This window comes from Pseudomonas sp. MPB23 (assembly GCF_046605395.1).
Lineage (GTDB): Bacteria > Pseudomonadota > Gammaproteobacteria > Pseudomonadales > Pseudomonadaceae > Aquipseudomonas.
Window position 1 is genome coordinate 4,192,072 of the sequence record NZ_CP176771.1, and the last position, 12,044, is coordinate 4,204,115.

A 12,044-nucleotide genomic window follows, 5' to 3' on the forward strand; every position below is an offset into this window, starting at 1 on the left:
GGCGTTGAGTTGGGAAAAAATTCTGTTGGAGACGCTGGAGAATCTTGTGACCGTTGGCGCCTGGAAAGAGGCCACGCTTTGGCTGGGTCTGGAAAGCACAAGATCTTAGCGATGCGCCGGTCGTGGAGCCATCTTTGAGCTGTGGCTCCACACCCAACGCCTGCCTGTAATGACCCCTTGGAAGAAAACGCGACCTCCACCGTTCCTCCACACTCCCTCGGCTGACTCTCCACAACCCATCCGTAAAATCGCTCCTTACACAAAGGAGTGGCTCATGTCTTTCACTATCGGTCTTAGCGGTATTAACGCAGCCAATAAGCAACTGGACGTGGCTGGCAACAACATCGCAAACGTGGCAACCACGGCGTTCAAATCGTCCCGCGCTGAATTCGCCGATGTTTATTCAACAACGCTGCTGGGGACGGTCAGTAGTGCGATAGGCCGTGGCATGCGCTTGGCGAATACCTCCCAACAGTTCAACCAAGGCGACCTTAAAAATACCGGTAGTGCCCTTGATCTCAGCATTCAAGGGAGTGGCTTTTTTGTGTTAGCCGACAATGGATCACTGAGTTACTCGCGCGCAGGCGCGTTCAAAGTCAATGCCGAGAATTTTGTGGTCGACAACACCGGCAACCGTCTTCAAGGCTATAGCGCGGATATCAACGGCAACATCGCCAAGGGTGTGCTGGCTGATCTGAAGATCGACAAGTCCCACCTTGCACCTCACGCCACCACGCGCGTCGAACAGGCATTGAATCTAAATTCAGCGCAACGCTTTCCTAGCGTGGCGACATTTAATCCCGCAGATCCCAATAGTTACAACCACACGGTGTCCACGCCTGTTTACGACTCACAAGGCAACCGGCACACCATGGAGCAGTATTACGTCAAACTTCCGCTCGCCAACTCATGGGCGGTACACACCTTCGTCGATGGACGCAGTCCAGCAGATCCTGCTCAGCACCCCCCCGTGGGTCTGAAAGCTGACCTCACGTTTAACGCCAATGGCACCCTCAGCTCTCTGACGGCGGGAACAGGATGGAGCAAAACCGCAAACACGCTGACTTTGACGGGGTGGCGACCAGGCGTGATGAACAACGTCAGTGGTAATCCGCCGAGCTGGGGTCTTAATGGCGCTCTCGGGGCTGGGTCGGGCATAGCGCTTGATTTTGGCAAGATCACTTCGTTTGCAGCGACCCTGGCGACCCAGAGCAAATTGCTCCAGACCGTTATCCAGATGAAGTAACTCGATCGCCAGTCGTGCCGATCCGAATCCCCATGAATCAGTCAGCTAGTGTGCGCCGAGTCGCGCACTCAGGAGTCAACATGCTTCCAGCCCTCTACGTAGCCAAGACGGGTCTGTCCGCCCAGGACACTAACCTCATTACGATTTCCAATAACCTTGCGAATGTCTCGACGACAGGTTTCAAGCGTGACCGCGCTGAGTTTCAGGACTTGTTGTACCAGACTCAGCGACAGCCCGGAGCACAGTCCACACAAAACAGTGAATTGCCCTCAGGCCTGCAAACGGGCACCGGCGTACGCATTGTGGGCACGCAGAAAAATTTCTCGGCAGGCGGTCTGCAGACCACCGGACAACCCTTGGATATGGCGATCAACGGTCGCGGTTTTTTCCAGATCCAGCAGCCGGACGGCACGACGTCCTATACGCGCGACGGCACTTTCCACCTGGACGCCAATGGCCGCATCGTGAATGCGAACGGCTTTGCGCTTGAGCCCGCCATTGTGGTTCCAGCCAACGCCCAGACCTTCACTGTTGGCCGCGATGGTACGGTTTCCATCAGTATTGCCGGGAACCCGGCGACCCAGGTCATCGGCAATATCCAAACTGCTGACTTCATCAATCCGGCGGGTCTGCAGGCTATCGGCGGCAATCTCTTTCTCGAAACGGCTGCCAGCTCGGCCCCGCAGGTCGCTACGCCTGGCCTGAATGGTTTGGGCACCATTTTGCAAAACAACCTGGAAACGTCCAACGTCAGCACGGTTGAAGAAATGGTCAACATGATCACGACGCAACGTGCATACGAAATGAACGCCAAGGTGATCAAAACGGCTGACGGGATGCTGAGCACCCTGTCGCAGAAGCTCTGATTGTTGTTGGATTTGAGCATGGACGATGAAGCGCTGCGCGTGCTGCAAAGTATTGGCATCGCACAATTGGCGGTGCGCGACATGATCTGCGACGTGCCGCTGCGCTATTACAACGCCCGTGGTGTGTTGTTTTGCCGAGGTCAAGCCAAGTACCACGCCTGAGCGGCTTGACGCCGTATTGCGCGCATTAGCGGGGCAACTGTCATGAGTGTCGATAACGCCGTATTGAGTCAATTGGACCAGGCCACGCGTAGGGTGCAAGCGATCGCGCCGCTGGCACCCGAGGCGCTGGACCTGGGCGCCGGGTACGCGCTGCAACGCCAGGCGCTCGCTTTGCGCGTGGCCTCGGGCGAACAACTGAGCGGTTGGAAGATCGCCTTTGCCGGCACCGCCGCGCAACGGCGCTTCGGCATTGACCAACCGGTGTACGGCGGCCTGACCGACCAGATGCGTGTACAGCCGAACACGGCAGTAGCGCTTTCGCGGTTGATCCACCCCAAGCTGGAGATCATTGCCTGGGGCCCAGAATCGTTTTCGACCCGGTCGAGCACGCCAATGTGGCGTACCACCTCGAATGTGCCGGAGGGCTCTGTGGCGAAGGCGATACCGAGGGCCGGGAGGATCCACCGCTGACCAATCTGTGTTGGCTGATACGCCGGCTGCTGGCCGACGGTCAGCCGGTGGAGGCCGGGCGGGTGGTGCTTGGAGTACCTGCGCAACCTGCGCCTTAGTTAGCCGGTGGGTGGAAATGCAACGCTTACGGAACGTCCTGTCTTTAACAAGTGGGCGATGTCAGATGTTCATAAGCAGATCAGCAGCCCAATAATACTGGCTCAGTACCCCTGAAATGAACGCAACTGTTCATCGCTTGGTGTTCATAGACCTAGCTTTCCCGTCATTATTCTCATCACCCCGAGCTTTATCCGTCCATCCAGTGATGGTGGAGGGATGCTCGACGGCGGCACGGGATGCGCTTGCTTGGTGTTTCGTGATCGAATATGTCATATAGCCGCTATTGGATTTTGTTGCAGCGCCACCGCTGCATCGATTGGACTAATAGCGGTCATTCGCCTGCTCACTTGAAACGAACCGAAGCAAGGTGCAGCGCCTCAAAACGGCGGGCTTCCGGCAGATCGTATCCATGGGGTACGGAAGTGAAGTGTCTACGAAACTAAGAGCGATTCAACATACCCGTTTGCCTATCCCTTATCTCAAAGGGGGGAACGGTGTCCTGTCTTTCAAGGGGGCTCGTTCAATGGATAACCCGTTGTTGAGCCCGTGGGGATTTTTCGGTGCGTTCATTCAACTAGCTTCCTGCTGGTGTTTTTGCGTAACCGCAGCCGTTCCGACCTTCGTACGTTTCGGCTTCAACGGAGAATATCGGGAGGGTAGGGTTCAATTAGCCCAAGCTCAGAAATCAAATTTGCTGATCAAGCTTCTCCGACGCGCGCTTTCTCAGCCCGTTCAAGGCGGTGCGGATGGCGTTCTCATCGGTGCATACAGATAAGTCCAAAGCCTCTGCGTAGGCGCGATAGCCAGGATTGCCATCACATTCGAGTACCTCTCCCATTGCTGGATAGTACGTCAGTTCCCAGACCTGGCTACGCCAGTTGTATGGCCCTTTGTGGGGTTCCAGGCATTGGAAGATATAGATGCGCAACTCGCTTCGGCTGTTCTCGACGATTGATGCTTCTTCGGCGTCTTCACCATTGCCCGTGTCGTTCCGGACCCAAACGTCGAACAACAGATCACCCTTCTCATGGCAATGCACGGGATCCTCCTGCCCGCCGTTACGAAGCCATAGCACGGATATGTCGTTGAACGGCAGAAAACGTTGCCCTGCGCTGTTGCTGACCTCTAGCCCATCCAGGCTCCGGGGCACACGATTTCGCGGTATCTGATAGTAGTAATCGGCGCCCAGCTCCTCACGTATAAAGCCCAGTAGCTCAAGAATGCGCTGTTGATAATCCGCCAGCAGGCGATAGGCCTTGCGCACATCCAGAAGCGCGCTGTCGATTGAGGTTGCAGTGGTCAAGTTAGTCAGCTCCAACGTGCAATGGGGAATTGGGTAATTTGAATAGAAGGTGCAGAAAGGTCTGATAGGAAGCGGGATGTCGCTACGCGGCTCGGGACTCGCTTGGCGCTAACGGTTGCGGGCGCGAAGATAGGGGAGCGCGTGGAGTCGATCGATACCGGGGCCAGTTGACCTAACCAGCGCCGGGGAAGAATACGCAGCCCATGCCATTCGTAAGCGGCGGCAATGTCATCCAGCAGACGCTGAAGGCCTGGAGATGAGTCCGTCGATGCGTTGGAAATCGCTGCCTCTAGAGCCTGGAACAACTGATACCAACTGCAGCACGCCAACTCGTAATCTGAGCCTGCCCCGGACAGTTCTCTCTCGATTTGTGACTCCAGCTCAGATGTGCTTTTCTGCGTGTAATTTTGAAGGCCACCAATGGTGAGGAGTATCGAGCCTTCACCCAGGTGTTTGCCTGCCCAACCAGCCCGCAACTCATTTGCCAGTTGTACAGCGTATTGCTGTTGGAGATCGTCGTGGCGCTTGGCCTCAATCAGCAGCGTACGCTCCGACCCGTACAGCACCACATCGGGTTCGACACGTCGTTCGTCCAGCCACCATGATGGCCAGAACTCGAAATCCTCCAAGGTGCCTATTGATCTGTCTGGTCCCAACAATTGAACGAAGAAGCTATCACGCACAGATTCGGGTAGGTAAATCAGTCGCTCGACTATGGTGACGGTAAGGATGTCTTCCGCTCCGGTGGCATCTCCCAGGCTTGAATGCCTACCTTCAACGCCGCTACCTCGGCGCTTGCCGTTCAATATTGCAGCGAGCATGTTATCTCCAGCCTGAAGCGCCAAGGGGTTTCATCGTGCGATGTGAGCATCAGCGCGATCCCGGTAGGGTAGGGTCTAGAGCCCGATCGATCTCTTCAAGGCAGTCCCGGATTTTGCTCAGCGCCTGGTTGTAATGCGCATCCGTCGCCTTGTCACCCAGGTCAAAAATGCACCGTTCATGTTTAATCTGGTAGCCGCTTGAAGCCAAATAATGCCCAGCCCAGTCAGGAACCTCCCGCGGGCTTGAGGTGAAGTCGGGTAGGTGCCTTGCCAACTCGGTGGTATCAGCGGCAAGGAAGTAAGGAAAAACACCAAGCCAGGTGTGCTTGTAGAGTTTGATCCAGAGACCGTCGGGCCATTCTTTTACCCGCACGTCCAAGTCATATCGCTTTTTGTCGACATTACATATCGGCCTCGTTTCGATCCTGCCGGCCCAGTCGGCAAACATAGGCGCGGTTTTAACCTCGGTTTCCAGCCATTGGAAGCGCTCTTGCAGCTTGCGATTCTGGCAATAAACGAAATGGTCGTGGATATGACCATACGCCTCTTCGTTTTGCTGGAAGATCTCCCAGCACAGCTGTTTGAGCTCGGTGTTTCCCGACATGGTCTTCTCGATGTGAGTGACAAACTGATGGATAAACGGGACGGCTTTCGGATCTACGCCTGTCTGCTGACGTAGCAGCTCGGCCAGTTGTCCATAGGATTGATAGTAGACCGGGGTCTGGGAGTCTGGATCGATCGTCGGAGAGGCCCGGCCTTTGGGCGTCAGGTACACCAGCGCCCTATGGGTATAGTGGGGGAACAGGTTCTGCAATGCTGCCTGGTAGCGGGCGACCTGACGGCTCTGGTCCAAGGCCCATATCTTGTTTTCGATTGCAATCACCAGTTTGAGGGACGGGTAATCGAGCAAGATATCGATATGTTCAAGTTCCCGCGTCACGTTCGCGCGCACGTCAGCAGTGCTTGAAAGTACGGCTTCCGGGAGGGCATTGCGATCGCAACGGCAGCCGAGAAGCGACCTTACATAATCATCTCTGAAGGCGCCGCCCATGCCATGGGCTTCCCGATCGTTCAAGAGCGAGGCAATGATGTTTGAGTGGACCAGCTCTCTTGTGCTCACGCCCATGGCTTTGAAAAGATCAAAAGCCTTGGTATAGCCCGTCAGGGTAGTAAACGCTTCAGATGCGGACATTGCTGCTAGATGTTCAGGGGCGTCCATGTCGATTTTTCTCTATAAATAAGGCTTGTGCAGTCCGACTTGCCTGCGCTGGCAATACCAATGTGTCTTCGTGCAAATGACGCCGGTTGACTACTGGAGCAGAGCAAGCAGTAGAATCCTGCCGCGCCCTGAGGCAGATAGCCAGTATTGTGATAGTGCTCTCCCTGGGCAGATTTATGGGTGCCTGATGGGAACGAAGCGTTGAACGAGACCTGCGTAATGTACAAGCTCACACCTTTATGATTCGGAGCTTCTGCCAATCAAGCTTCTCGCGAGTCTGCCGATACCCTTGCGGCAGACATATGTCCGCCGCAAGGGTATGGCGTCTAACTTGAAAGATGAACCGAGGAAGAAACAATGGCGATGGAATCACCTGCGCTCCTGCTGACCGATCTGAACAAGGCACTGCGTCGTCTACGCGGTGCCTGCACCGACCTTGGTAACGAGGAAGTCGACGAGAAACTGCTTGAGGTGATGCGCCGCCTGCTACTCGCCGAGGTACTGGGAAATACCTGGATCGTTGTGATGGGCGGCTCTCAGGGTGCGGGCAAGACGACGCTGATGGCGAGCATCTATGACCTGCGCGGTGATGGGCCGAGGTGGCTGCAGAGCAATGAGGGCCGTGGCGAGAAAATGCCGGTACTCATCCTTGAGATAGAGAGCCTCGAGCGTGCGCAGGGATACGTTCGCAGGCTGGTTCCGGACGCGGCGTCGCAGGGCTACAGGCTGGATGACTTCGAGGTGGACGTTCCGGAGTTCCAGCGCGCCATCTGCGATCCCAATGCCGAGGATCTGCTGCCGGTCCTGAAAGTGCCTCGCCGCTACTTCAAGCGCAATAACCAGGCGTGGTTGCTGCTTCCGGGGTACGAGAAGCAGGAGCGCGAAAACCGCGCTTGGCAAGAACTGATGCGCCAGGCGATGATCGCGGCAGGTGGCTGCATCATCGTGACCGACGAGACGCGCATGGCCAACCAGCAGCAACTCGAGATCGTCCGGGATATGCTGGAGAACGAGCTCAAGGGCTGTAAGCCGTACATCGTGATCTCCAAGACCGAGGCCCATCGCAACGATCCCAAGCGGCAGGCCGATCTGCGCTCAAGCGCCCAGGCGACGTTCCAGGTGGCGCCCGAGTTGGCCGAAAGAAATATCATTCTGAGCGGCACCGACGACGCCGAGTACATTGAACAGTGGATGCCCCACCTGCGTCGCGCCATAGACGACCTCAACTTCACCGGGGAATCGGATCGACACTTCCAGATGAGTCATCTCTCTGAAATCGTGGGCAAAGATTTGACACGGGTGTTGAATGCGATCCGCAGCAAGGCGCGGCTGTATTTCACCAGCGACAAGGCGAGCGGGATTGATGGCGTTGAAGTGCTGGAAGAGGTTTTGGGCAGGTTCGATGAGGCAGCAGCGGAGCTTCGGAGCCAGCATCATCAGCTTGTGAGCGAGCTGGCTGGGGAGGCCTTTTCCAAAGCGTCCGATTCAATGAGTGCTCGGCTCATTGCCGATCACGAGGGCTTCGGCAACTGGTTGTCGAATGCCTTCGATACCACCAGCCAGACCAGAATGAAGATGCAGGATCTGGTCCAGGGATCTTGGCGAGAAGCGGCGCCGGCGTTTTTTCACAAGTACTCGCAAGGCGTATCGTCGTTAACGGCGAGCAAACTTGAGCGAGTGCCCGTAGAGAAATCGGGGGAGGGCTCTCCCGCGCGGTTGCCACAGGCGAAATCCCATAAACTGATCGAGATGGGCTTTGTGCACGCATCGGGTCAACCCGTTCGTTTCGAGAAGCTAACCCCTGAAGCGCTCAGTGATATCAGCATCCTTCTGGGCAATGGCCACCGGGAGGACTGGCAGGGTAATCAGGATGTCAGCAAACAGGTGGGTGCCAGTGCCGAACTGATCCCTGCGATGTCGCTAGAATACACCCGGCTTCTCTTCGCTGTGCCTGAGGTCGTTGGCGTCAAGCAGGACTTCGTACCCATCGACAGCACGTCTGGCGCCAATGCCGTCTCAGCGAGTGTCGAGAACCTCAGGACAGGCGTCGAGCTTGGCAAGACTGCTATTCGTTCGCTCGCCACCGTGTTGGCGGTAGACGTGGTCAGCGATGGAGACTCCGACATACTGGGCGCGCTCTTCGGCAAGACGGCTGGCGCGGATGCGGGGGATGCGGGGGATGCGGCTGATGCAGGCGATTCAGGATCGGAGACCAAGCTTCCGATGCCGCTCACGCTGCACCCTGCTGCAGTGGCGGCCACCGCAGTCGTCGCGGCTGCGTATCTGACAGGCGTGGCGGTAACACGGATTCGCAGCATCGAGAAAGCAGCAAGCGCCCAGGCGAGGGTCATGCTCGGCACCGTCCATGACCACCATGTTGAAAATCTTCGCACGTCCTTCGATGAGACCATGGCCGTGGCGCGCGCGCGCGTCTGCACGAGGCTGCGTGCCCGCTACCGCATGGACGAACTGCTGATGCGCAAGGACCGGCTTGCCAAAGCCATCGCCGATGTCACCTCGATCACCAGTGACTTGCGCTACGAGTTGGACTCGTCGGCTTCTGGCTTGCAACTGTTCATCTCTGACCGTGGTGTCTGACATGGCCAAGCAAGCCGTCATGGACCATTGGCACGCTCTGCAGGCACATCAGTCGGACTGGGCGTTTCGTGCCTATGCGCGGTTGATCAAGACGTTGAGCAAGGACGTCCAGGAAAAGCTGCAGCTCAAGGAGGAAGTGGCCGAGCCCTACGTGGTCATATTCGGCAAGACCCAGGTCGGCAAGACCACGCTGCTGCTCGACCTGATGGGCATCGACCCGGCCCAGTTGGGGAGGATCTCGCAGATCATGCGTGGCGGGCGCGAGGTGGGCAAGTCGGCGACGGCCACCGCCATGGAGTATTGCCGCTCAGCCAACGGCCGCTGGGGACTGACTCTGCGCTCGAAAACGCGCTGGTTTGAGGCTGAAGCCGACGTTACCCGGGCGCTTGGCCGGCTCAGGGAAGACATGGAGGCCGGGCGACTGGTTGCCGATTCGCCCTGTGTGGTGCATATCCCATCGTCATTCTTTGCCAGCCGGGCCGCCGAGGGGCCGAGCATCCGTATTCTGGACCTACCAGGCGACAACCCTGCCAACGCTGCAGAGCAGGCACATGTGAACCATATGGCGAAGACTTATCTGCCCTTCGCTGACCTGGTGTTGCTGGTTGGCCGGGGCGATGATCTAGGCTTCCTGCGGCCTGAGGCGCTGACGCTGCCTGGAATCGAAGACTGGCAGGCCATGCCGCACCGTTTTCGCATTGTCACAACCTATTCGTACTTCGCACAGTCGATCAAAGACGCTGCTCGCAAGGATGCGAAGTTCGATGCTTCGAAGTCTCGGCGCCGTCTCATCCAGCAGATCGAGCTTTTTGGTCGTCTGAGCGACCAGGCCCAGGATGAGCACCTGTATTTTCCACTGGAGTTCGGCACCAGTTGGATGAGCATGCAAAATAGTGAGCCGGAACTGCATGCCCGGATCGCTCCGTTGATTGCCGGACTGCGCAGCGAGTTGCTGGATCAGATCTCGCAGTCCACAAGTCCGGTTGGCCGCCTGCGTAGTACGCTCGATAGTCACTTGGGCGTCGGGTATATCCAGAAGAAGAAGACCGAGGCGGTTCAGCTGACCATTGAGCGGCTGGAAAGCAAAAACACCACGCTTTTGAGCGAGATCGCCATCTGGACCGCAGCGATCAAGAAAGCGCAGGATAAGTTGGGGACGGCATTACAAGACTTGCATACCAATACATTGGTAGATGGCATGGAGTTGATCGAGCACGCTGCCTCGAGCCCAGTGTTCATTGTCTCCGGTAGCTATCCTCCCAAGGAGGGTGCGATCAAGTCTGACTGCCAGACGCTCAGGACGTTGGTTAATGACTATTACAGGCTACTCAAGGGGATGCGCCTGGAGGTCAAGGGCAATCCCCGATTGTCGAAGTCGTGCGCGTATTGGGAAGGCGTGCGCAGGCTCGTGAATGAGCCTGGCTTGCGGGTGATCGAGGATATTATCGACGACGCGTTCAGTTCCATTCGCTACACACTCGCGGACTACACCTTCGATACCTATCTATTTCCACCAAACTATCAAAAAGACTTGAGGAAGGTTCACAGCGCAGGCAGCGAAGCCCGGCACGAATTGGTCCGCTTGTGGAAAAGACATTGGCTCGGGGCATTGACCGCGCTTGACCAAGAGTTCAAACGTGACATGAAGGCGCTCGAAGCCAGCCTCGAACTGCAGCGGCACGAGCAGATGCTTCTGATCAAGCAGCGCGAGCGAGTCGAGCACGAGATCGCCCTCAAGCACGGCGAGTTGAAGCGCATTGCCCAAACCTCGCAACAAGACCTCGATCGGTGCAAACGCTTCGTTGACTTGCTCGACGAGGAATACCTTGCCGAACTCAGCCAGCGGATGAGCTTGGCGATGAATGAGCAAGATGATTGTGACGCGTTACTGCAACTGCTGGCCTGTACGCAGTTGAGCAACCAGCGGGTAGAACTGATGAGACTAAGCCAAGATGGCCGGGCCTGAAAAATGAGTACAGCTACAGAGATTCAAAACAAAGAAAAGACCCTTGCCGAGTTGATGGTTAAGATCCTGAAGGAGCCGCTCAGCCCACTCGAAACCTCGATCAAGGCACTGAGTGGAGACCTTGCGGACACACGAGATTCTATCACCGAGATCAACGACACCTTGGGCGCCTCCGCGGACGATGGGGAAAAAGCCACGAAGTCGTTGCTGCAGGCGTTGCGCAAAATTCGCGAAGAAGACGTCCCTTCGTTGCTCACCAAGCTTCAGAAACACATCACCGACCAGAGCGCAAGTGACGCTCGTGCAGTTGAGGCCTTGCTCGAGCAATCTACGGCCGTCCACACATCTAGCGTGCGCTCGACTGAGGCCGTGCTGCTCGAAGTGCTCGCTGGGGCGACCCGGCAGCAGGGGGAGCTGGCGCGGTCGATCGAAGCGCTGCGTCCGCACATCGAAAGCTCGGCCGCTGAAGTGTCGCGCCAGTTGTCGTCATCGCATAGCTCAAGTGTCACTGATTTCGAGGCAGCGATCGTTGGCCTTGGCGTTCGCATCGCCCAGCAGCAGCAAGCTTCGCAGGAAATCCTCCTGGCAGGGCTGGAAGCCCTCCGGTGTGAAGACCAAGCAACCAAGATCGAGCACGCCGAGGTGGTGGAAAAAGTCTTGAAAGAAATTGCGTTGAACCGGGAATTCAGCAAGAGGATAAACTCGGCCTTGGCGGCGCAAGTCACTACCCTGGGCACGGACGTGGCAGGTTTATTCACCCAGCTGTCGACGCAGGTCGAGGCCGTGTCGGCTGAAAACCAACGCTTTGTGCAACAGCTCTCGGCAGCGGCCACGGGCGAGCAAACCGCACTGGTCGCGCTGCTGAACCAGCAGAATGCGGGCCTAGCTGCGCAGCTCTCATCCAGCCAGCGTCCTGTGAAAAGACTGATAGTCATCACGGGTGTGTTTTTCGGATCGATGCTGCTGTATGTGGGGTATGACATCTGGCGGAATTTGCTCTGATTTAGCAGGCAGCAATAGCAAAAAGCGACCCTTTGGACCCGAAGTAGCGCTCCGCGGAGGGCTGCTCGCGGCCAAAAGCACTTGCTAACACCTGAATTAAGCCTTGCCGCGAAGCGGCTTCGGTTTGCGCCTGAATGACCCTCTATCTGACTGTGGTGCTGGATCTGTTTTCTCGTCAGGTCGTTGACTGGTCAATGAAGTCGCATATGACCACTGATAATGAGCTAGCAAGGTGTCTAGAAAATCCGGGGCGATTCAATCTGGCAGCTTCGGAGGCGCTGAGAGCGTGTC

At 56.9% G+C, this 12,044-nt stretch carries 9 protein-coding genes and 1 pseudogene; 7 read left to right on the forward strand and 3 right to left on the reverse strand.

Features of this window, described 5'->3' with window-relative positions; genetic code table 11:
• The first annotated feature begins 274 nt into the window (after nt 1–274).
• The 4 genes and pseudogenes from ACLH0J_RS18905 to ACLH0J_RS18920 form a co-directional block, all read left to right on the forward strand.
• On the forward strand, nt 275–1,246 hold the full coding sequence (locus ACLH0J_RS18905) for a flagellar hook protein FlgE (protein WP_411388545.1): 972 nt from the start codon (nt 275–277) through the stop codon (nt 1,244–1,246).
• An 80-nt stretch (nt 1,247–1,326) separates the two neighbouring features.
• Nucleotides 1,327–2,112: a flagellar basal-body rod protein FlgG gene (gene flgG / locus ACLH0J_RS18910; protein WP_411388546.1), complete on the forward strand. Its 786-nt coding sequence runs from the start codon at nt 1,327–1,329 to the stop codon at nt 2,110–2,112.
• Nucleotides 2,113–2,130: 18 nt separating this feature from the next.
• On the forward strand, nt 2,131–2,274 hold the full coding sequence (locus ACLH0J_RS18915; protein WP_411392919.1) for a hypothetical protein: 144 nt from the start codon (nt 2,131–2,133) through the stop codon (nt 2,272–2,274).
• A 42-nt stretch (nt 2,275–2,316) separates the two neighbouring features.
• Nucleotides 2,317–2,816, forward strand: a pseudogene (locus ACLH0J_RS18920) (2-keto-4-pentenoate hydratase); the annotation flags it as partial.
• 713 nt (nt 2,817–3,529) lie between these two features.
• Here ACLH0J_RS18920 and ACLH0J_RS18925 read toward each other — a convergent pair.
• From ACLH0J_RS18925 to ACLH0J_RS18935, 3 genes are read right to left on the reverse strand one after another with little or no spacing between them, the layout of a single operon-like run.
• Nucleotides 3,530–4,147: a hypothetical protein gene (locus tag ACLH0J_RS18925; protein ID WP_122711514.1), complete on the reverse strand. Its 618-nt coding sequence runs from the start codon at nt 4,145–4,147 to the stop codon at nt 3,530–3,532.
• Between the two features lie 5 nt (nt 4,148–4,152).
• Nucleotides 4,153–4,968: a hypothetical protein gene (locus ACLH0J_RS18930; protein ID WP_411388547.1), complete on the reverse strand. Its 816-nt coding sequence runs from the start codon at nt 4,966–4,968 to the stop codon at nt 4,153–4,155.
• A gap of 49 nt (nt 4,969–5,017) precedes the next feature.
• On the reverse strand, nt 5,018–6,187 hold the full coding sequence (locus ACLH0J_RS18935; RefSeq protein WP_122711516.1) for a PD-(D/E)XK nuclease family protein: 1,170 nt from the start codon (nt 6,185–6,187) through the stop codon (nt 5,018–5,020).
• 357 nt (nt 6,188–6,544) lie between these two features.
• On the opposite strand from ACLH0J_RS18935, the gene ACLH0J_RS18940 reads away from it, so the two are divergent.
• Genes ACLH0J_RS18940 through ACLH0J_RS18950 form a run of 3 tightly spaced genes read left to right on the forward strand, consistent with a single transcriptional unit; the run spans nt 6,545 to nt 11,753 of the window.
• Nucleotides 6,545–8,785: a sugar kinase gene (locus ACLH0J_RS18940; RefSeq protein WP_411388548.1), complete on the forward strand. Its 2,241-nt coding sequence runs from the start codon at nt 6,545–6,547 to the stop codon at nt 8,783–8,785.
• A gap of 1 nt (nt 8,786) precedes the next feature.
• Entirely contained in the window at nt 8,787–10,751 is a 1,965-nt protein-coding gene (locus ACLH0J_RS18945) for a hypothetical protein (RefSeq protein WP_122711518.1), read from the forward strand.
• Between the two features lie 3 nt (nt 10,752–10,754).
• Complete coding sequence (locus ACLH0J_RS18950) at nt 10,755–11,753, forward strand: hypothetical protein (protein ID WP_411388549.1); 999 nt, start codon at nt 10,755–10,757, stop codon at nt 11,751–11,753.
• The last annotated feature ends 291 nt before the right edge of the window (nt 11,754–12,044 follow it).

Coding starts and splice junctions, on each gene's coding strand:
- ACLH0J_RS18905 (WP_411388545.1), top strand. CDS start 275: ATGTCTTTCACTATCGGTCTTAGCGGTATTAACGCAGCCAATAAGCAA.
- ACLH0J_RS18945 (WP_122711518.1), top strand. CDS start 8,787: ATGGCCAAGCAAGCCGTCATGGACCATTGGCACGCTCTGCAGGCACAT.
- ACLH0J_RS18940 (WP_411388548.1), top strand. CDS start 6,545: ATGGCGATGGAATCACCTGCGCTCCTGCTGACCGATCTGAACAAGGCA.
- ACLH0J_RS18950 (WP_411388549.1), top strand. CDS start 10,755: ATGAGTACAGCTACAGAGATTCAAAACAAAGAAAAGACCCTTGCCGAG.
- ACLH0J_RS18930 (WP_411388547.1), bottom strand. CDS start 4,968: ATGCTCGCTGCAATATTGAACGGCAAGCGCCGAGGTAGCGGCGTTGAA.
- flgG (WP_411388546.1), top strand. CDS start 1,327: ATGCTTCCAGCCCTCTACGTAGCCAAGACGGGTCTGTCCGCCCAGGAC.
- ACLH0J_RS18915 (WP_411392919.1), top strand. CDS start 2,131: ATGGACGATGAAGCGCTGCGCGTGCTGCAAAGTATTGGCATCGCACAA.
- ACLH0J_RS18935 (WP_122711516.1), bottom strand. CDS start 6,187: ATGGACGCCCCTGAACATCTAGCAGCAATGTCCGCATCTGAAGCGTTT.